At 41.5% G+C, this 22,438-nt stretch carries 15 protein-coding genes; 5 read left to right on the top strand and 10 right to left on the bottom strand.

Annotation, left to right across the window (positions count from 1 at the left end):
• Window positions 1-129: 129 nt before the first annotated feature.
• Window positions 130-714 (bottom strand): 5'-deoxynucleotidase, encoded by a 585-nt coding sequence (gene yfbR / locus C8D97_RS01095; protein ID WP_109761492.1) that lies wholly within the window; start codon window positions 712-714, stop codon window positions 130-132.
• Window positions 715-786: 72 nt separating this feature from the next.
• Here yfbR and C8D97_RS18555 point away from each other — a divergent pair, with 72 nt between their 5' ends.
• Entirely contained in the window at window positions 787-1,272 is a 486-nt protein-coding gene (locus tag C8D97_RS18555) for an RHS repeat-associated core domain-containing protein (RefSeq protein WP_210204819.1), read from the top strand.
• A 353-nt stretch (window positions 1,273-1,625) separates the two neighbouring features.
• Here the strand turns inward: C8D97_RS18555 and C8D97_RS01085 are convergent, their stop codons facing one another.
• Complete coding sequence (locus C8D97_RS01085; RefSeq protein ID WP_109761490.1) at window positions 1,626-3,578, bottom strand: hypothetical protein; 1,953 nt, start codon at window positions 3,576-3,578, stop codon at window positions 1,626-1,628.
• Between the two features lie 126 nt (window positions 3,579-3,704).
• Here C8D97_RS01085 and C8D97_RS01080 point away from each other — a divergent pair, with 126 nt between their 5' ends.
• Together C8D97_RS01080 and C8D97_RS01075 are read left to right on the top strand one after the other, a co-directional pair.
• On the top strand, window positions 3,705-4,085 hold the full coding sequence (locus tag C8D97_RS01080; protein WP_109761489.1) for a transposase: 381 nt from the start codon (window positions 3,705-3,707) through the stop codon (window positions 4,083-4,085).
• A 321-nt stretch (window positions 4,086-4,406) separates the two neighbouring features.
• On the top strand, window positions 4,407-5,942 hold the full coding sequence (locus C8D97_RS01075) for an AbgT family transporter (protein ID WP_109761488.1): 1,536 nt from the start codon (window positions 4,407-4,409) through the stop codon (window positions 5,940-5,942).
• A 98-nt stretch (window positions 5,943-6,040) separates the two neighbouring features.
• Here the strand turns inward: C8D97_RS01075 and C8D97_RS01070 are convergent, their stop codons facing one another.
• From C8D97_RS01070 to C8D97_RS01045, 6 genes are all read right to left on the bottom strand, one after another.
• Complete coding sequence (locus C8D97_RS01070) at window positions 6,041-8,080, bottom strand: extracellular catalytic domain type 1 short-chain-length polyhydroxyalkanoate depolymerase (RefSeq protein ID WP_109761487.1); 2,040 nt, start codon at window positions 8,078-8,080, stop codon at window positions 6,041-6,043.
• A 534-nt stretch (window positions 8,081-8,614) separates the two neighbouring features.
• Window positions 8,615-9,145 (bottom strand): S8 family serine peptidase, encoded by a 531-nt coding sequence (locus C8D97_RS01065; RefSeq protein WP_109761486.1) that lies wholly within the window; start codon window positions 9,143-9,145, stop codon window positions 8,615-8,617.
• A gap of 21 nt (window positions 9,146-9,166) precedes the next feature.
• Window positions 9,167-11,470, bottom strand: coding sequence for a S8 family serine peptidase (locus tag C8D97_RS01060; RefSeq protein ID WP_109761485.1), 2,304 nt, complete (start codon window positions 11,468-11,470; stop codon window positions 9,167-9,169).
• A 328-nt stretch (window positions 11,471-11,798) separates the two neighbouring features.
• On the bottom strand, window positions 11,799-13,358 hold the full coding sequence (locus C8D97_RS01055; protein ID WP_109761484.1) for a sensor domain-containing diguanylate cyclase: 1,560 nt from the start codon (window positions 13,356-13,358) through the stop codon (window positions 11,799-11,801).
• Window positions 13,351-13,800 carry a hypothetical protein gene (locus C8D97_RS01050; RefSeq protein ID WP_109761483.1) on the bottom strand — a complete coding sequence of 150 codons (450 nt, stop codon included), beginning with the start codon at window positions 13,798-13,800 and terminating at the stop codon, window positions 13,351-13,353. Before C8D97_RS01050 ends, C8D97_RS01055 begins: the two co-directional genes overlap by 8 nt.
• Window positions 13,800-15,038 carry a porin gene (locus C8D97_RS01045; RefSeq protein WP_483428595.1) on the bottom strand — a complete coding sequence of 413 codons (1,239 nt, stop codon included), beginning with the start codon at window positions 15,036-15,038 and terminating at the stop codon, window positions 13,800-13,802. The genes C8D97_RS01050 and C8D97_RS01045 overlap by 1 nt, the downstream gene beginning before the upstream one ends.
• A 255-nt stretch (window positions 15,039-15,293) precedes the next feature.
• Between C8D97_RS01045 and C8D97_RS01040 the strand changes: the two genes are divergently transcribed.
• A complete protein-coding gene (locus C8D97_RS01040) occupies window positions 15,294-15,917 on the top strand; it encodes a LysE family translocator (RefSeq protein ID WP_109761481.1) in 624 nt (207 codons plus the stop codon).
• Window positions 15,918-15,992: 75 nt separating this feature from the next.
• Here the strand turns inward: C8D97_RS01040 and C8D97_RS01035 are convergent, their stop codons facing one another.
• Window positions 15,993-18,881 (bottom strand): ligand-binding sensor domain-containing protein, encoded by a 2,889-nt coding sequence (locus tag C8D97_RS01035; RefSeq protein WP_109761480.1) that lies wholly within the window; start codon window positions 18,879-18,881, stop codon window positions 15,993-15,995.
• Between the two features lie 186 nt (window positions 18,882-19,067).
• On the opposite strand from C8D97_RS01035, the gene C8D97_RS01030 reads away from it, so the two are divergent.
• Window positions 19,068-19,427: a hypothetical protein gene (locus tag C8D97_RS01030; protein ID WP_109761479.1), complete on the top strand. Its 360-nt coding sequence runs from the start codon at window positions 19,068-19,070 to the stop codon at window positions 19,425-19,427.
• A 106-nt stretch (window positions 19,428-19,533) separates the two neighbouring features.
• On the opposite strand, the gene C8D97_RS01025 is transcribed toward C8D97_RS01030, so the two are convergent.
• Window positions 19,534-22,392, bottom strand: coding sequence for a serine/threonine-protein kinase (locus tag C8D97_RS01025; protein WP_109761478.1), 2,859 nt, complete (start codon window positions 22,390-22,392; stop codon window positions 19,534-19,536).
• Window positions 22,393-22,438: the final 46 nt, after the last annotated feature.

Raw genomic sequence — 22,438 nt, 5'->3', positions numbered from 1 at the left:
CCTCATCAGCAACTTTAGCCGGCTTATTGCCGGCTTTTCTTTAACAGCGAACAACCTTTAATCACGGTTAGATATTGGCAAACAACTTCACAGCTGAAATTGTAAAGACTTTTACAATTATGAGTAGTGTTAAGTCAGCAATTCATCAAGTGTTAGTGCGTAACTTTCTGCAAACACAGTCATAAAGTGATGAACTTCTGGCTGATCCAGTTTATCCAAGTTAGCTTTAATACTCTCTGCCGCTTTGGCGAATTCCTGATTGCCCGAGGACAACTCCATCTGACATTTTAAGTAGGCAGAAATGGTATCGGCGGCTTTAATTATGCGATGATGCTGCTGCGGTATATTGGCTTGAACCAGTACCGAACTGAATTCCTGCTGCAGTTCTTCGGGCAACAATCCCAGTAATTCTTTTTCAGCCTGATGCTCTATGGATTTGTAAGCCCGAGTAATTTCTGGTGAATGGTATTTAATGGGCGATGGCATGTCGCCAGTGATCACTTCACCACAATCGTGATACAAAGCAGCCACCACAATGGCATTAACATCCAGATCGCCATCAAAATACTTATTTTTGATTAATGCCAGCGCATGAGCAATAGTTGACACTTCCCAGCTGTGTTCCATTACATTTTCTGTGACAACATTGCGCTTTAATCCCCAACGTTGCAACCAACGAGTTTTACTAATATACGCGTAAAAATGACTTTTCATATCACACCTGTTTATTCATTTGCTTTGCTTCATCCGATGGTATCAGAGAGTTAACCTTACTAACCATAACCGATTGAGTATCACTGTACACACTGCTTATTTTTATCTTATGTAATTGAATTACCTTATTATGAGGTATCACGCCGTTGGAGCAACGAACCGTTTGAACTCGGTGTCTATAGCTGGGGTGCCAACCCGAACAAGTCGTTATCTGGCGCAAAAATCTTCTACCGTGCTTATGGTGAAACCATTGGCACTGCTCAAGACGATGTAGGCTATACCGGGCATCTATTTGACTCTGAAACGGGTCTAAACTATATGCAGGCGCTGTATTATGCTCCCATCATTGAGCGGTTTTATTCGAATGCTCCTGTAGGTTATACCGCTAAAAATCCGGTAATGTCGTTTAACCGCAACACGTATGTGAATAATAATCCGTATAAATTTGTGGATCCAGTCGGTGAGTGGCTTCAGTTTGTTGTAATCGCAGCAAAAATCGTACATAAAGCATATGAGTTCACAAACAAAGAAAGCAAGCTGCAAAAGCATACGTGCTAGCATACAGGTCGAAGTTGGTAGACAAGCGGCAAATATAATGCATGAAGATGCTGGTCACTCGGGACATTACAAACTAGGCTTGCCCCTTACACTTATATTTTGTGTAGTCTCGATTAGCGGTCTGTTTCGCGTAATCGAGTTTTTTCAGGCTGGATTGATGATTGAAAGTAAGTTAACGCATCATGCAAATAATTTCAGAATGAGCACAAGAACCTCGATTGTTAATCGAGGCTACCTTGCTAATTAACTGTATAAAAATATTTTAAAGACAAAATGCCAGCAGTTGCTGGCTTTTTTGTTGCTTAATTATCTCTTATCCGTAAATTTTTCTTATGCCCTAATTCATTTAGCTCTTACTCTTGCAACAATGACAACTGAGTCATTTTATAAATTTCTAATAGCTTTTGGGGCTTGTGATAAAACATTTTTTTCGATGGGCTAAAGGCTTCTTCAATTTTCTCTACCAGCATGGCCTCTTTGGAGAACATGCCGGTAAACAAATCCATCAAACCAGCGCCTTTCTTTTTCTCTTTCTTCTGTTCAGCTTCTTTCGATTTGTACTCATCGTTTTCAAATTCTACATCAAGCAGTGGTTTGCCATCTTTATCCGTCATAAAAAACCGTCCATGTTTTTGGCCCTTGTTGTAATTGCCTTCGGCTAATAAGTCGCCGTTAGCATCGTAAAACAATGCCTGACCATTCAGTCTACCTTGTACATATTTTGCATCTTGAACCAGCTCTCCGGTTGGGCCGTAAACTTTATACTCGCCATCAAATTTGCCGTTAACCATTTGCGAATCGAAATTCAGCGTACCATCTTTCGACCATACTTTATAGGAATCAACGGGAACGTTGTCCTGGTAAGTGATTTCGGCGCAAATAGCATCGCTGCTATGGAACAGTTGTTGTTTGCCGTCGAACTTTCCGTCTTTGAAACTGAGTCGGTAGGCCAGCTGTCCGTCTTTGGAAAACTCAATTACGCCATTTAAATTTTTAAAATCCAGTTGCGGAACCGGCTTTCCCTTCGCAGTTAAAAAATCATTAAAAACCGGTAATATTTTTCGATTGTCTTCCAGTGCTAGTTCATAAGGAGATTTATTCGATTTATTGTTTTGTCCGGCTGATAAACCCAATTCCAGAAAATGTTGAATACATTCGTGGTTGCCTTTCGCTGCAAACCAGGCGGTACTGCAGTCACCGCCAATCCATGTTTGGCCGCTGCAATAATGCAGAGCGGTATTCCCAGCGTCGTCTTCAGCCTTTGGTTCCACTCCTAATTTCACCAGCTTTTGTATCAGTACAGGATCATCACTGAGTGCGGCTGCCATTAATGGTGTGGCACCTTTACGCATATCACCCAGCATAAAATACAACTTTGTATCACTCGCTGCATTTACATCAGGGTTTAGTTTTTCGATGAAGTATTCAATATAAGGTTGCTTCTCTTCACGATGGGCATGGCCAGCACACGCGCAAATAAAGGCCTTGGTAATCGCCTTTTTTGAAGGCTCGTTCTTTTCGGTAACAAAATCCAGCATTAGCTTATCGTGTGAGTCGCTTGCCAACCAGAGCAGTCCTGTAATTTCCGCATCGTCAAAATTGACGCCGTGATCATATATGCGTTGTGCTAATTTATAAGCAGCTCTTTCGAGAGCTAGGTAAATTACACTTTCTTCCTCATTGTTTAAATGATTAACGTCAATACCGGCATCAAGGATCGCTGTGATTAGCGCTTCGACGTTATCATTTAAGTTATCGGCGTTTTCTTCGTCCATATAGTATTCGATAACGGCATGTAAGATAGTATTACCTTTGTAATCTGTTGAGTTTATACCTGCCTCTTGTTGGCACAGCTCTTTAATGTCGTTAACGGTCAGCTCTTGTTCTTCTGCTTTTTCGAATATCTGCTCAATGGCTTCATCGATTTCTTCGTCGTCATAGTAGTCTTCATCGACAATATCGGTGTAATACTCACCGTTTTCAAAGGTAGTGATTTCGCGCTCACCATCGTGGTCCATTATGATTTCGCTGCCGCTTTCAATATACGGAGCGAGGGCAGGCCATACAAACATAGAGTTGTCGCCTTTGCCGCCGTAAAAGCTGATGGATTCTAAATTGCCGTTATTAACGTTGAAGTCCATGGAGAGCTTTTCGAGTAATCCGGGAAGGTTGTTGGCGAATTGTAGATCGCCGTCGGCGAATAGCTGGAGTTCGCCAGATTGTGCTTTCAGCGCTTTGTAAGCGGCGTTTATATTGTTTTCTTTAATGGTTGCTGTCGATTTGACACAGTAAGACGATACACCCATGGTAAAAATGTCCTTTTCGTATAAATTGAAGCTTAAATTTTACACGATGAGATGGTGGTATTGAAGTGGTTTAATAAAACCGGACTCCTTTTTAGATGATAATATATCAATCTATAGGAGTTAAATATGAAAAGAAGAACATTTAGTCAAGAATTCAAATTAGATGCTGTAAATTTAATATTGAAACAAGGTTACACTTACCGAGAAGCCCAAGATGCAACTGGTGCAAGTAACGCTGCTCTTAGGAATTGGGTTAACCAGGTGAATAAAGAGCAGCATGGTGAGACTCCAGTTGGGGCAAAAGCGATTACCGACGAACAGAGAAAAGTTCAGAAGTTAGAGGCCCGAATTAAGCAATTAGAAATTGAGAAAGAAATTTTAAAAAAGGCTACTGTAGATTCAAGTGGTCACTGCAACAGTTTTACTACAATACTGATTTGCAGGAGCATTTTTGATGAAACGACAAAAGCGAACGTTTACTCAAGGAGAGAAGGACTTAGTATTTAAGCTGAATCAAAAGGGTCAGAGAGTTTGATTTAACTCAATATCGTTTTACCCGAATGCTTTTGGCGAGCCAACGAAGGTGCTTGGCAATACCACTTATACCAATGATGTGAGCTACCACGCCAACGGCGCGATTACGGTAATGGTATTCGTCATAACACTTAGTGTTGAAAATTTAGACAGCTTAGCAATCCCGCTGACTAAGTGTTTGTTGCCTCCCTCTCAACTATTGCGCTTTTAGCGGTTTAATGGCAAGTTATAGCTCGTTTTTTCAGGAAACTATCACAGATAATTATCACAAGAGTGAGCAATTAGGAGGCATTCATGTCAGAACTCACCAAACCAAACCTTATTATGCGGATGCTCAACGCGGTTGAACGCGCTGGGAATAAATTACCCGATCCCGCGATTATCTTTCTATTTTCTATGATAATCATTTGGATCCTGTCGGCCATTTTCTCACAAATGACATTTGACGCCATCGATCCACGGACGGGTAGCGCCATAGAAATTAACAACTTACTTACCGGAGATGCTTTAGCCTCATTTCTGGCCAATATGGTCAAAACTTTTACCGGATTTGCACCCTTAGGCGTAGTTCTTGTTGCCATGTTAGGTGTCGGCGTAGCCGAACATTCCGGCTACATTAATGCGGGATTAAAAATGATGCTTAAAGTAACACCGCAAGCATTATTAACACCGTCTATCATTCTTATTGCGATTGTCAGCCACACGGCGACCGATGCGGGGTATGTATTAGTTATTCCATTAGCTGGCATTATTTATTATGCCATGGGCCGTCATCCTGTTGCCGGTATTGCCGCAGCGTTTGCCGGTGTTAGCGGCGGTTTCAGCGCAAACTTTATTCCATCAGGAATTGACCCATTACTGCAAAGTTTCACCCAGGCCGGCGCTCAAATTATCGAACCGGGTATACAAATAAACCCTTTAAATAACTGGTTTTTCACGTCAGCGTCCAGTTTGTTTATTGTTCTACTCGGTTGGTACATCACCGATAAAATTGTTGAGCCGCGTTTGGCCAATACTAAAATCGATACTGACGAAGAAGAATTACCGGCGTTTGGGGAAGTCACCTCTCACGATAAAAAATGTTTTCTTATTGCGACCAGTATCATGGTTATAGGCCTGGTTTTATTATTTTTTACTGCCTATCCGGAAGACTCGCCTTTGCGCGCAGAAAATGGCAAGTTGGCCGACTTTAGTGCGCCAATTATGCAATCAATTGTGCCGCTTATATTTTTGTTATTTATCGTTCCCGGCGCTGTTTACGGCTTTTTATCGGGTACCTTTAAGTCAAGCAAAGATATGATTAGTGCCATGAGCAAGTCGATGAATTCCATGGCCTACTACATAGTCATGGCGTTTTTCTGTGCCTTATTTATTGATGCGTTTGGCAAATCCAATATAGGCGCTTTAATGGCCATTGAAGGTGCCGAAGGACTGAAAGCAATGCAATTACCGAGCGCTGTCACCATCATTGGCATTGTCATTTTAACCGGTATCGTCAATTTATTTGTCGGCTCCAGCTCAGCCAAGTGGGGCTTGTTAGCGCCTATTTTTGTGCCCATGCTGATGCAACTGGGCATTTCTCCGGATCTAACACAAGCCGCATACCGTGTTGGCGATTCCACCTCGAACATTGTGACACCGCTAATGCCCTACTTTCCGTTGGTGGTTGTTTACTGTCAACGTTATGTAAAAGGCACCGGTATTGGAACCGTAATTTCTATGATGCTGCCATACAGCGTTGCATTGATGGTGGGTTGGACAATATTCCTGCTTATTTACTGGTGGATTGGCCTGCCATTAGGTATTCAGGCAAGCTATGTTTATCCTTAATCAATAACTTTTCTTTTGTTATTTTAAAAAGCCCGGATTGTCCGGGCTTTTTTATGTATTGATTGTCGGTGATGATTTTACAGTGACCGTAAAATGTTTTACGGACAACTGCCAATTTCAAAATAACTCGGCGATATTTCCCGCAATGTGGTTTGTGTATACATATTATATAGCCCCATATTTTCACCAGAACCTTTGGCGTAACTGTAAAAACCATTGGTTGTCGCCCGGCCTGCAGAAACGTGATAATAATTCGATGTTGAAGTATCGGTACAGTTAACCTCACCATCTGGCGTTGCATCACAAACATTGCCAACACCATCACCATCGTTGTCCGCCTGATCGGCGTTAGCCTGATTAGGGCAGTTATCATTTGCGTCCGTTATACCATCGCCATCTGCGTCCTGAGCAGGCGGATCGCCACCATCATCTCCGTTACGACAAGCTTGTACCGGACCATTGCAACTGGGTTCACCATCAGCGATCCATTCACATTGGTTATTACTGGCGCTGTATTCACGCATGGTAAATTCAGCCGTACCAAATGCCAGGTAACATTCAGAATAACCATCGCCCCATTTAATATGACCCAGCTCAATGTGTTTGTTGTAATCACCAGTCACACCAGCATCCACTTCAAAACTTATTGTTTGTGAGGATGACAAATTGGTTGTATCAGATGCCGTTACCGTGGCTTGCTGTTGACCACCGGGTAATTGACATTGCTCGGCAGAAAATTGATTACCATTAATATCGGCCGCGATATTGCCATTGGAAAAACTTACCGTAACAGAAGATAGATTTTGATTCACATCGACTGCGTATCCGGAAACCACAGCGCATTGACCCGTTACCGTCACCATCACATCACTTATTGACGGTGCGGTGTCTGCAGGCTCGGGACCCACTCGTGCGGTTATCGATTGTTCATCACCCGCTTTTGATTGATCGTCCGTTGCTATGGCACGAACATCATACAAACCATCAGATAACGCCGAGGTATTGGCAGAAAAATTACCATTGCTGCTTAAACTCGCAGTAAAAGTTTCAACTTGAGAAGGCGGCGCTGTATTCAAAGAGTAGATGGCAATCGAAACGGAATTCACCTGAGTTTCTGCATCCTGCGCCTGACCACTGATCGCTAATCCACCACCGTAATCGTTTGCGGATAAACTGGAAATAACAGGTCCCTGATTTCGATCAACGCGCTGATTATTAGCAGTAAAAAACGCGCCAAGATAGCTGGCATAATTGATACTTGCATCACTGATGTAATCACCACTGGCTCCCTGACCGCCCGACCAGGAATGATCCAGATTATTAAACCAGAGCATGGATACACGACCATTTTGCCATAAGGTTTCATCAGCGGTTCGCGAACCTTCTGAAATAATCTGGCTACCATTTAATTCACCAACACCGTACACAGCCGCCATACCTTCGGCATTTTGCCGGTTATAACATTGGTTCACAGTCGTGTCGGCATCGCCATGACCAATGGACGCAATTTGTGTTGCAAAATGAGACTGATAACTGCCCGCGTAACTTTCACATCGAGCTTTAACATCAGCCGCTTCGCAGGGGCCCAAAGCTCCATTTGAACTGGTGCCAATACTTGGTCCCGCACTAATTCCCATACCGGCAAATACATCGGGAGCCAAACAGGCGGTGGTATTAGCAAAGCTTGCCCCAGAGGACAAACCGGCAATATAAACTTGATCCGGATCAATATTTCTCGCTGAATCATTCGACAGAGTATTGGCAAGATTAATTAGATTTTTATAATCACCGGCGTTTCTCGATTTTGTTCCCTGCCAGTAAGACCAACAACTGTATCCCGCCTTGTTCATTGCATCGGGTACTGCCACAACCATTCCATATTGCTCTGCAGCTGTTTCCAGTTGTGCATTTAAATAATTATTAATTGGCTGAACACAACCATGAAGTACAATCAGTAATGCCTTACCATCACCAATAGACGATTGCGAACTGGGTGTGTAAATATGGACATTATTGAAACCACCAACGGAAACATTCTGCTGCCAGTTTCCAGCACTCACCAGTTTACCAAATGAAATAGTTGCAAGAAAAAGTATCAGTACTATAAAGCTGTGTGGGCTAAATTTTTTATCATTCATAATGGGCCCTCTTATTGTTTAATGGTTAGTTTTAAGCAGCAATATCAAAATAGTTAACAAGAAAATATTCATCACTTCTGAAGTTATCGCTGCTGAATTAATCTCTACAGAATTCACACCATGAGAATTTAACCATTGGCCCGATATACTACTTTAGTACTGACTCCAAAATAGTTTTAAGATAAATAGCCGATATGTCATTGAACTCACCATTAATCGATATAACTTTCAACAGCTTAGAAAGTATAGCCTTTCTATTTCATTGAGTTTTTATGAGAATTTTGATTTGAGTAAAAATATAAGAATGGCGAATTATTGTGCGGAACATCATAGAATCCCACCCGAATAAAGCGATGGTCAGATAAATGGAATCAATAGAAATAAATTCACAGTCATAATTCTTGAAAATAAAATTGAAACAAAATAAAAAGTCCGAAGATTATTCATCAACGGACTTTTTACCGCCAGTCATTTATATAACTAATGCCTGACAAATGACCTAAAGGTCAAACTTTTATTGTAAAAACAAAGTCTTTAATCAGCCTGATAAATAGTTTCAAGCACTTCTATACGAGCGCTTTTGACTAAGCCGGATGATTTAATTGCAGCTGCAACCTCAATCACATCGGCATCAGGAGATGCTTTAAACACGGCTAGTTTTGTATTGGGGTAACTTACCACTAATGTTAACCCAAGTTGCGAACTTACTTGATCAGCCGTAACACCATCTTTTAACAACACGTTAATGTTGCCAGAAAGAGGCGCTAACTCACCAGTCAAAATATTACGAACGACTGTGTTTTTAGTAACCGTAGTTTGACTGGCTGTTTCTACTATAGCCATAGACTGAGTTTTCTTAATAACTTTTTGCTGGCCGATTTGAGAAACAGGCACATACTTAAGTTTTCGCTCTACTTTATAACCACCAAAGTCAGGCTGAGCCATATTAATTTGCTTCACAGTTTTCTTAGGTGCACTTTCAAGCAATGGCGTTGGCGACTGAGCACTCACTGCTAAAGCAGTCATAATGCTGGCAGAAAGCAATACAGTTTTCTTCAATGACATATTTTATTCTCCTAATTACAATTACTGTGCATTATGGCCAAAGGCTCGGATAGAAACGCCTTCTAACTTACTTGGAACAGTATTATTGGCAAAACCAATTACACCCAATCCATTATCTCCACCATCGCTGGCAACAAAGCTTGCATCACTGGTGTCGATTAGACGAACTGTCCAAGTACCAACCGTTGGCTCACCATAAAACGCATTTGACAGCATAACCGAATCTTTTAAGATATAACCCGGCTGAAAACCTGCATCAAAGCTATACGCAGGGTACATAAGAGCCTGTTTAGATGCTAAAAGAACGCTTCGAGTTCCCGAAGGAGACGTCACTTCAATAGCCAAGTCTGTACCAGCTGTTGTTTGGTTACCATTAACATCACCAAACTGCATTTCTGCATTACTTACATCAAAGCGGAACTGAATCGCTTCAAGAGTCAACTCATCCGTTATTTCAATGCTATGAGTAACACCATCTGCGTTGTTATCGGGAATATCTTTATCCAGAGAAGCTGCGCCAACAACAGTACCTTCACCTATCCAGTCAGTAGCCATCAGATCACCCAGACTTTCTGAATAATTCAATGCCATTTTGACTGCTTCGCCAGCATTAACACGACCAAATCCATACTGGGTGTTAAAAGTAAAGCCAGCAGCGTTCTCAATCCAGCCCTGATGCGCAACAAAATCACTGCCATTAACATCCAAAATCACAGGAGCGTTATCAGCATCAACTTGTGTGCTTGTTTCAGCCAGGATATGACGAACATCACGCCAGGTTAGCTCTGGGTTTGCAGACAAAATTAATGACACAACACCTGAAGTATTTGGCGCTGCAGATGAAGTGCCATTCATTGTTGAAGTATAATTACACTGTGCATTATCTTCATGACCAGGGAAGTTGAACGGGTATTGGCTGCGTGTAAAAGCTTCACCATAAAAATTCGTCCAGGCAGCAATTTGACCACCAAAGAATCCAGAATATCCATTTAAGCACGTCATTGAATCAGTAGTTACCATCGCTGGAGACCAACGACCGTATTCACCAGATGGTGCCGAAACAAAAACGTTTGCGCCTGCGGTTGAGTAACTGGTGTGACTTCCGTCTGAAATAACAGCACCAACACTTAAGTAAAATGGGTGAGCCTGGCTTGGCTCAAAAGCGCCATCATAACAGGTTAAACCTAGTGCGTTTGCGCCATTATCGCTGCATAAACTACCTTCGGGTCCACCGTCAATAAATCCATTACCACTGGATTTAATGTTTAATGCGCCTTTACCATTTCGAAGTACCATTGCCGGATAGGACTGAACCGCTTCATCAAATTCTGAGTAAGCAATCGCTGTTGGAAACGTAATTCCGTAGCTGCGATTAAACGTTGAAATATTTTCGTCGGTTGATATGCCACTACCGGGAAATCCGTGAACAAGAAAGTCTGTTTGATCAACTTTTGCTCCACCACCTAAATAATTCATACCGATCAAACTAGTATCGGGGGATACACCTCGACCACCAATTTCATTCCAGCCTTTTGCGGCAATAAGACCTGCTACAGATGTACCGTGGTCACCTGTTTTGCTCGTGTTTGTTGGATCAGTATGATCTACAGCATCGCTGTTTAAGTTTAACGAACGATAAGCCAAAACATTTGGTTGTAAATCTTCGTGACGAATTTCTAACCCAGAGTCAACGACAACAGAGGTAACGCCTTCACCAGTTACACCTTGTGCGTATGCTTCCATCACATTGATGTCTTCGCCAGGCACAAGTCGTTCTTCTTCTATAGCAAACGCTTGATCCATTAATTCTTGTGCTTGCTCTTCTGTATAACCTAAATTGGCAACATAATACTCAACTAAACCTGCTTTCATTTCATCACTGAGCGCATAAGCCTTTTGTCCAGTATTACGTAAATGCCACTGCTGGTTGGCTAAAGGATCACTCACTATATGAGAAACTGAAATTTGTGCAGATGCAGTTTTACCATTGGCTTCAACTTGATAATCTATAGAGCCCGCTTCAGCCGTAAGTGGCACATACTTAAACGCTAACTCACCTGTTTGCTCAAGCATGCCATGGCTGAATGTATAAACACCATTTTGAGAACTAACCGGCGAGCCAGACTCACTGAATGTGATGGTCATATCATCATTGTCAGCATCCGAAGCAGGTAAAGTAAAGGGGGTTGCAACCCACTGCTTCATATTAGCCAGCGATAAATCCTTCGCTGTTGGCGCTGTATCTTTATTTGAGTCGGAACACCCCGACAGTGCAAGAATAACCGCCGATGAAATCAGCGATGCTTTTAAACCTAAACTTTTCATTTATGCTTCCTTTTAAAAACGCTATAAACTCTAACCCCACAATAAGAACTATTGCTGGTGTCTTTTTAAAAGATTGTGTCCTAAAAATCAATGTAAATAATGCCAAAATCAAAGTATTAAAAGGTGTGTCAGGCTAGGTTGTATAAACAATAACCTAACGATTTAAGAGTCCTACAACATACAGTCAGTGATATAAAAGCACTATAGAGGAGTGGGAGTAATGTGTACTGAAGTTATAATTACTATAAATCACATAAAGTTGTTTAAATAACAGCCAATATATCTTTTTTGCATAAAGTACACTTTGCTGTAAAAGCAATCAGTGATTTTATTCCTCATCAAAAAACAAATACTTTTCTGGCTGGGCTTGTTTCACCGCTTTCGCTCGATACATGGCTTTGTCGGCACGGCGAATAATTTGCTCCAATGTTTCACCTGATTCAGGGTAGAATGCAGCACCGATACTGGCGCCCACAGAAATTTCTTGATTGATGCTTTCCAATTTGACGGGTTTGATAATTGCCTGATACATTTTATCGAGAACTTTTATTAATGCTTGTTTCTCTGTCCGTTTAAATATTAATACAAACTCATCACCACCCCATCGACTGACGGTATCATCTTGCCTAACCACATTAAGCATATTGTCAGACACATGTTTTAAAATGACATCGCCGGCATCATGGCCGTAAATATCATTAATTTGCTTAAAGCCATTTAAATCGATTAATGCTAAAGCGAAAGGTACCTTACGTTGCATTAAGTCTTCGAGTTTGGTTTCTGCTCCGTGACGATTAGTTAGGTTTGTTAATGAGTCAACCTCTGCTTGCACACTGAGTTTGTCCATCTCAAGTTTCCGTTTGCTGATGTCATGCAACGTTATTTGATACAAGTCCGAGTTATCTTCCGTTGAAATAGGAATAATAACAACCTGACTCCACATAGGTTCATCTTTGCTGGTTTTAAGCTCATACTCACCAATGGCAATGTCATTTTTTTGAAAAGCCTGTTTTACATCTTTAATCAACTTTTCAGACTGCACAAAAAGATCACTGAGCAAGGGACCATAATTGGTTAGCATTGGCTGATTAACTCTAGCCATCAAAGTATAAAAGGAGTCATTAGACAATATAAGCTCACCCTGTCTGTCTGCTAAAACAATAGGTGACAGAGAATTTTCAAATAACATCCGGAAATTCTTTTCCAGAACTTCTATTTCTTTTCTTAAACTTCGCTCTTTGGTTATCAAACTTTCTGATTTTTCAAGCAGCTCATTGATATCTTCAACCAGAGCTCCTATTTCACTGGTTTTATGAAAGTCGGGTTTTACAAGGCGATTACTGGCACCAGGATCAATATTATGCAGCGCGTTTCCAGTATTTACCATGGGTCGAATAATGAGGTAATGAGAAATAATCAATGTTAATAAAGTAACCACCGTTGCTAATGCAAACAGTGCCTTCACATTGTCTCGACCAATGACTTCTGCCCGGTTTCGAATAAAACTTTCTTCAGGATATATATCCAGATGACCAATGACTTCACTGTTCATAAATGGATGAAAAATATCAAACGTTAATGGTTTATAATTGGATTTTATTGGTGTCGAAACACTGACATTACCGGCTTTAAACTTAACACCATGAACGGTACTATTGGTGACCAGTCCATTTACTACCTCACGGGCTATTTCACTGTCTTCAACATAGGCGGCAATTGAAGCCGTCGATGAAACCGTGGTAAATAATTGAGAAATATCTTCGTTGGCCGCAGCAAGTTCACTGTTATAGGTGATGCGATAAAAAATATTGGCAGACACAACACCAACAATAATGGCGGCAATTAAAATTGCCGCAGTAAGCCTGACTAAAATACCGTATCTATTCACTGAATTGATACACCACTTTTAAATTTTTCGTAACCTTACTTCTGGGCAAATAGCCAATGGCTCTATCTTGCGAATTCATAAACGACAGGAGCGCCTGTTCATTAGCCATTTCCTGTGGAGGTCTGGCTCTTCCGGTAAATTTTATTCGTGACCAATAAGCATTAACTCGTGCCAACGGCAAGCCAACCAATGCTTGATAGAATTGTTTTTTCAACTGGCTCGAATCATTTATATCCAGTGGAATAGCTTTTTTGCCATCGGGAAACGCCACATACTTCCCCATAAATAAATCGATTAATTGATCTTTTGATAATTTATCCACCGGGTTATTTTTATGAACCACCACCACAAGATCGTTATTAGATTTTGATTCCGATGCAATGCTGGCTCCTGCAGTACAACACAGCAAAAGATAGATTATAAGTATGATTTGACGAAACATCAGAAACTAAAACTCACGGTTGCATGGACAGAATTTAACGAACCATTGGCACGTTCGGTTAAAATAAGCTCGCTGCCTAATAAAGAACTGCCACGACCTTTATACTCCGTATTATCCCATTGAACTTTAACGGCAACCGAAGGTGTCACATCGAATCGCCAACCAATTGAGCGGGTAATTTGATCGGTTGCAAATGCATTAAGCTGTCTTTCAACAGCATCTATCAAGGGAGCTAGCAACTGTGGTGATAGCACAAACTCATCAAAGTAATAGGCTGTCGAATCCGTAAAAGACTGAGTCAAATGAAAGCTGTGAGCATCTGACTGATAAATGACACTGAGATAACCATTTCTTACAGACTCAAGCACAGAACTTTGCGAACTAATGTAGGCAAACTCTCCCATGACTAGAAACGGAGAAAAGTTATACTGACCAGATAAAGATGAGTAGTTCAGTGATTTATCATCCATTGATAATTTGTCTGCAAACTCTGGTGAGTCTGGCCACAACGGTTCGGCATTAATAATTTCATCAACCACAAATTGAATCGTTTGATTATTGGATTCAACCCTTGCCTGTGTATGGCGTAAACTAATAGACCAGTCGAATGTTTCGGCAGTCAGTCTAACGCCGGTTATATCTTTAAAAGATATGGGATCATACCCCGATGATGTAAAGTCAGATTCAAACTCCCCATAGTATCCCTTAAGAGTAAAATTCACTCCGTTGTAATCTTTGAATAATTGCGCATCAACGCCATCAATGTGCCGGCTTGGTACAAAGCCATAAACTTCCGTTGGCACTTTAGCCCAGGTATAGGCAATACCGACATCCCGGTACTCTGAGAGATGAAATAGATCGATTGCGGTTCTGCCTGCTCGAAACTGCCAGTTTGCTGAAGGAGAGTAGCGAATAAAGGCCATGGTGGTGAGCGCATCCAGATCATGTTTATCCTGTTCGCGATACACCCATTGTGCCACTGCATCCCACTCTGAATTTATCAAGGCGTCCATTTGTAGGCCCAGATTACTCAGTGGCGCAGTCGAATAATCGCCTTCGTAAACAATTTGATTTTGAGAAAAGTCATTACGAAACCCGATGGTTTCCGAATCTGTCTCGGTGATACCAAGAGTCCCAAATCCGCTCAGCTGTAACCAGTCGCGGTCGCTATTGTTCGCCATTGCACTACCGCAACTGAACAATACAACCACGCTAACTGAAATAAGCCGAAAAAACATTCTCACAAAACCAACCATATAGTTGAAGCACACTGATTTAACTATAGAACAAAAGGCCTAAGATTCAAGAGGTTAGTTATCAGTATATCGCGGTCATACTGACTCATTTTGAGTTAGACAACTTGTAAGAAAATGGCCTATCTATCATCGAAATTAAGCATTTCACGTGCTACACTCTCGCGCTTTTAAAATGGCCTGCACAAGATTATTAGCAGCCTCGCAGACTAATCGCCACGGAATAGTGACCAACCTCAAATGATCGACCTAACTTTAATCGCCCTGTTTATTCCTACCTTTTTAGTGATATCGGCCACACCGGGAATGTGCATGACGTTGTCATTAACGCTGGGCATGAGTATTGGCGTGCGGCGCACCATGTATATGATGTGGGGAGAATTAATCGGTGTTGCACTGGTGTCGGTATTGGCGGTGATTGGTGTTGCCAGCGTCATGCTGAACTACCCTGCCGCATTCGCGGTTTTAAAGTATCTGGGCGGTGCTTATTTAATTTATCTGGGCGTACAAATGTGGCGTTCACGGGGTAAAATGGCCATCGACTTAACGGCTCCTGCAAATTCACAACGCGCCAGAGGCGAGTTGGCTATACAAGGTTTTGTCACTGCCATTGCCAATCCAAAGGGTTGGGCATTTACCATCTCACTACTGCCATCCTTTATCAATCCTGATATGGCTATAACACCGCAACTCACTGTTCTGGTGTTAATTATTATAATCAGTGAATTTACATTTTTAATGCTTTACGCAACTGGCGGTAAAACCTTACGAAAGTTGCTGGAACAAAGTGACAATGTGCGCTTAATCAATCGCATTTCGGGATCATTAATGATGGCCGTTGGGGTATGGCTGGCTCTGAGTTAAAGCGTCTATGGGTTAATGGAACACAGCTTAAAGCGTCCCGAGCTAAACTGCCACTGACTTAAAACGAACTTATCCTTAAGAACCGGTTGATTGCTCATCGCCGCTTTCAAAAAAGCAAACTTGATTACGTCCCTGACGCTTCGCCTTATAAAGTGCGGCATCGGCCTGCTTGATCATTTGATCACACTCTTTTTCAATATCACCTAAGGTATCGCCATCAACGCTTACCACACCAAGACTGACGGTCATGGTTATCTCAAGATTATGTTTTACTTTAATACTATCTGTCGCCACCGATGACTTAATTTTATCAGCCAAAGTTAATGCGCCCACCAAGTCAGTAAACGGTAATATGATGGCAAATTCTTCACCGCCGTATCTGGCCGCAACATCGGTTTGTCGACAACAGGTCTTTATTCGTTCAGCCAACTCGGTTAATACTTTGTCGCCTATCACATGGCCATAGGTATCATTAATGGTTTTAAAATGATCCGCATCGAGAATAATAAACGATAAGTAGGCTGGTTCCGGACAGCGGGACAACCGACGTACTTCCTGCTCCAGACACGTCATTAAATGCCGGCGGTTATTAAGGCCAGTCAGTTCATCGGTGATCACCAGTCGCTTCAGCTCTTCGTTGGTGCTTTGTAATTCTTCGGTACGTTCAGTAACTAACAGTTCAAGCTGCGATTTTTCTGCAGCCAGCCGGCGGGTGCGATACTGAATTAGGCTTATTAGAATGGCAATAACCAGCAGCACGCAAAGTCCGATAAACCACCAGGTCATCCAGAAGGGTGCTCGAATGGTAAATTGGAATGAGGCTGGTGATTCACTGGCAATGCGCCCGCTTTTTATCGCTTTTATTTCTAGCGTGTAATCTCCTGGAGACAAGCTGGCCAATTGCAAACGGTTACTTTCAAACGATTTCGACCATTGATTGCTCGCCCCCAACAATCGATAGCTGAATAAAATGTCCCGCTCATCACGAAAACTTAAACTGGAAAAGCGTGCAGTTAGCGCTTCAACATCGTTGGGAAGACTAACGCCCGACTTAAGCTTCTTTTCGCCAAGCCAGACACCCTCCATCATAATTGGCGGCGGATCATCAATGCTGGTTTCCTGACCGGGCACATAACGAATAACGCCATAACCGGTACCAAACCAGAGGTCTCCATTAGGGTGTTCCATAACCGCTGTGGCGGCACCTTCCAGATCGGGCAGTCCATCGTCACCATCAAAATGCGTAAAATGCCCGTCGGAAAAACGTTTAAGTCCAATATTGGTATAACACCAAATATTACCCTGACTATCCACCATCACCTGCCAGACATAATCATTACCGAGTAAGTTATCACTGTCGTAAATATCCAGTAATTTTAAATCCTCACTGATTTTTAATAACCCATTGCCGTTGGTACCGACCCACATGTTGCCATCATTATCTTTATCGATATTCCAAACAGTAAACTCACTGGACTCGGGGATTTGCGCAATTTTGCGATAGCTTTCATCTTCGGCATCAAACAACACAACGCCTTGATTACCGGTACCAATCCAGATGCGCTCTTTGTTGTCCTGCTTTAAATGATAAATTCCGCCAATAGGAAACTCGCTTGGTTTTACAGGAATAATTTTTTCGTCTTTGAACTGCGCTAGCCCTCGAGAAGTACCAACCCAGATACGCTGCTGACTATCCACTAAAAAAGCCGACACATAGGATGAAGGTAGGCCATCTTCGGTGGAGTAATGGCGCTTTACAGCACCGTCTTGCCAATGAATTAACCCGGAACGGGTACCAATAAGCATATCGCCATTGGGTAACATCCTTACCGCATAGACACGAATGCGGTCAGTTTTAAGATCCTTCTCATCCAAAATAGTAAAGGACTCAGTTTCAGGCTCAAAGATGCTGACCCCATAACGGGTTCCCATCCAGACGCGTCCTTCCTGATCAGTCGCCATGGATCGAACAAACTCATTGCTCATGCCCTGCTCTTTGGTATAGCTGATAAATGGACCCGGTACATACTTCACCAGTCCGGCATCGGAGCCAATCCATATAGTGCCTTCATTGTCTTCCGTAATGGTGTAAGTGGTAACGTGTTTTAAGCCACGCTGGGGCGACAGTCGTTCAATTTGGCCATTCACCAGACGGTACAGTCCACGATAAGTGGCTATCCAGATAATACCGCGACTGTCTTCAAACAGATTTAAAATAACATTGCCGCCAAACTGTCCATTACTCACTTTAATTAATTCATCGGTTTGATGATCGAGTCGGTACAAACCCACATTACTGCCAATCCAGACGCCCTCATCGGTATCCAGTAATGCCTGAATCAGTGCGTCGCCGAAAATATCTGGATAAAAAGGCTCAAACGAAGTGCCTGTCAGCTGCGACAATCCTTTACGCGTACCCGCCCAAATTCTGTCTTTACGATCTTTCAATACACTTCGAACGGTTGGAGACGGTAAACCATCGGACTCATCGTACAGGGTTAATGCCTGTTGATGATAATGAAGCAATCCACCATCGGCCGCGAACCAATAACTGCCATCTTCAGCGGCAAAGGCCTGATACAAATTTGACACTTTGCTGTGGCTGTCCAGCGGCGTGCAGTCAAACTGACCATCAGTTAAGAAGCAAAAACCGGCGCCAGTAGTAATAACGATACGACCTTTGTTATCGGTGGTCATCGAGGTAATTGAATTACTCGGTAAAGGATCGGTATAGGTATCGAATTCATCACCGTTATAGCGGGTTACGCCCGCATAACTGCCCACCCATATAAAACCATGGGAATCCTGCTGAATACTGGTTATTTGTCCCTGAGGTAAACCGTCAAACACGGTATATGCATGAAAGTTATACTGGCGGCTGACAGAAGGCTTACTGGCGTCTTGCGCGAAAGTTCCAAACGAAAAAATGAAAATGAAAAGCGCCACACTAAAGTGTTTCTGCATTTCATCTCCTTACTAGTATTATCAATAATACTTAACTTTAGATGATATTTGAGATTTTCCAAGTGCAAAACAGCGATAATAATTGACAATACGTTAAGCAAAAATGAAACTAATGTCAGCTTGGCTGGCTCATTTGATGAGTTTTCTTAACAAGCATCAATACCAACAAAACAAAAGGAACAGGTAATGGCTACTCACACTGCGGTATTCACATTTAATAATGACAACTCCATTTCAGTCACAGACGATCTGCCCAATGTAAATAAAGGCGATACCATAAACTTTCAACTGGTCAATAGCTCTGGAAAATCACTGAGCAACTGGGGTCTATACTTTAACAACCCTTTTTCGCTAGAAGCTGAGTTTAACTACTCTTTTGGTGTCAGTAATAATGAGCCTCAACAAGGTACGCTGACAATTGCACAGGACTCCGGCGCTAATAATGTGCCAAAATTCAGTGCTTATCTGGTCTATGTGGAGTCTGAGGGAACCATTTACACTAAAGATCCTGAAGTCATTGTGAATAATGGCGATGTAGATAACTAGGCATTTAAGAATTAAATATAAAAACAAGTATTTCACTGACAGCTACTGGTAATATACGCTTAGTAACTCGTCAGTGAAATATAAACTCATCTCATTTAATTAGTTTCTATTGATATTTTTTTAAGAATTGATTACCAATATCACTGGAAAAGAATCTATCAAATTCCGGTTCATTTCTAAGGTTTTTTAAATCATAGCCTTTGTTAATCGCAGCTGTGAGGTACTCAGCCACCTTATCTCTGTTTCCCGCTAACTCATAAACATTAGAAGCCCAAATCAATACATATGCTTTACTATCAATTAAGGAGTCAGTAGGCAACAAAGCTAATGCAGGCTTCACCATGCCACTCTTAGCTAAGTAAGATGCTTTACGAACCTTTAATGATATATTATTCGACTTTTGCTCTATAAGCTTATTAACAAGACTTATTGCTTTTTCATATGTTACTTTTGCTTGCAAATCCTTTCCCTCCCATCTATAGGAATCAGCAAGGTTTGCCTGTAATATATAGCTGTCTGGGTTCAGCTCTACGGCTCTCTCATTCGATTTAGTTGCAAGATGATATTTTGTTTGATAAAAATACGCGGTTGCCAAATTCGAATGGTTATAAGCATTATCTGGCTCACGTTTTACAGACGCTTCAAAAGATTTTTCAGCCTGTACAAAATCACCTTCTGAAACAGCAATAGCGCCTAGCATTTGAAAGCCAAACACATTATTCGGTGTCATTAAAGCAACTTGCTTATAAGCTTGTTTTGCATCATCCAGTCGATTGGTTTGATAATACAAATAAGCCAGATAATTCCAGTATATCCAGTTCTCGTTTAATGCGATGGCTTGTCTAAAATATTGCTCGGCCTGTTCGTTTTTGTTTATTGCCTGCATTAAGCGGGCGAGTCCATAATAAGCTTTATCATTTTTCTCATCTAACTGTAATGCTTTTTTAAAGTGTTGTTCTGACTTTGTGTACTGACTGGCTCGATAATTGGCCATACCACTTAAACTGTAAGCGCTGGATGAATTAAACCGGTCAATAGCTGACTTTGATAACTCGACCGCCTTTGTTAAGGTTAATGCATCACTATCGTGCTTAGCTTTACGAATATATGCCTCGGCCAAGTGGTAATACGCCGGCTCAAAAGAAGCATCAATATCTATCGATTTCTGTAAGTTACTTATCGCTTCACTTAAATTGTCTTTATAGTCGTAACGATATAAATAGCCCATGCCATTGAGGTAATGAAGATACGCCTCCGACACTGGCGATTTATTATTAGGCTGCTTTGAAGCTTGCTGCCAACCCAATAATTGAACAATCGATTGTTTAATTTTATTTTGTGCGACAAAAGCGGTTTCAACGGTAAAACTTTCTTTAAAGACTTTTACCACACGCGAGTCACTGGCATTCAATAGCTGAACCGATAGCAAGCGCTCATTACCAAAATGTTGTACGCTGCCTTTAATAACCCAGTCAACATTATGCTTTCGGTAAACCTCTGAGGTGGAAGTATCCTTTAATTTAAAAAATTCTGATGCAGGAATAACCCAGCTATTATTTTCGCTGCTTATTTCAGATAGTTGATTGCTTAAGTCAAATGTTAAGCCTTTGGAAAAAATATCTATCATTGGATCTGCGCTTAAATTATCAAAGGGTAATACAGCTAACTTTTTCCCTTGCGCAAAAATATGATCGCGATCCGACAAAATCGGCTTTAACAAATAAAAAGCACTCGAAGCAACTAAAAATATTAACCCGGTAATTATTGCGGGCAATCGCCAGGAAGAGGTCCAGTAAGAGCGATTTTTTAATGTTCTATCAACCTCTGCCTGATGCAACTTATTCAAAATCAATTCAATTTGCTCAAAAGCTGGTCGTTGTTCAGACGTTTTACTCAGGCAATCGATAATGAGTTTTTTTAATTCACCAGATAGCCCTTTTAATGATGGGTCAAAATTATTTTTTTGCTGAATATTATTCAGGGTGCTTTTTACAGTCTCCGCTTCAAATGGATTATCCCCTGTCATTAACTCATGCAGTACAATGCCAAATGAAAACACATCAGACGCCAAGCTTAGCGTTTTTTGCTGCGTTTGTTCTGGCGACATATAGGCAATAGTGCCTTCCAGAACACCGAGAGACGTTTGACGAGAGCTTACCGACGTCTCCAGCTCAATAGGCGCTGAAATATGATCCGCTTGAAATCGCTCCGCTATACCAAAATCGAGAACCTTCACTTTGCCAGTATTACGACACACCATAATATTCGCGGGTTTAATATCTCGATGGATAATGCCGTGAGCATGTGCATGTTTTAATGCTTTGGCTATTTGTGCTGCAATACTTAACGACTGCTGATAAGTAAATTTTTCCTGAAAAATACCATTCTCAAGACTTTCACCTTCGACCCACTCCATTGCGATATAAGGTATGCTGCCAGAGTTGGAAGCACTGTAGACAGTTGCAATATTGTCATGATTCAAAACACTGGCAAGACGAGCTTCTTCAATAATTCTTTGCGTCATCTTTGGTGACAGCTTTTCTTCACTTAACGTTTTTAATGCCACTTTTCTGTTAAGCACAGTATCGTTTGCCAAAAACACCTTACCCATTCCGCCTTCACCAATTTTTTTAATTATGGAGAATTCGGCAATTGACTCAGTATTAGAAACATCTGATTTAACTTGTAAATCGTCAATCTCTAAAGAGTCGTGTGGAAGAGTATTATCTGGCTTTGAATGTACTGATGTATTTTCTTCTGCTGTACTTTTTTTTGGTTTGCTTTGTTTTGAAGATATGTCTTTTGAAGCGCTTTCATCTAAAGAGCTTTCATCAAAAGAGCTTTTTTGCAAACGCTCGTCTTGTGGATCGTAAGATGTTTCCGGAAAGGTTAGAACAGACTCACATTCACTGCAATGGGTATTAAAGATGGGATTATTACTACCGCACTGAGTACATCGAATCATTGAAAGCCTGCTGTTAAAATTTTATTCGTTTTGTTTTTAAAGATTG

Source organism: Pleionea mediterranea, from assembly GCF_003148745.1.
In the GTDB taxonomy this organism is placed as follows: Bacteria; Pseudomonadota; Gammaproteobacteria; order Enterobacterales; family Kangiellaceae; genus Pleionea; species Pleionea mediterranea.
This window is presented reverse-complemented; position numbering and strand designations above follow the sequence as displayed.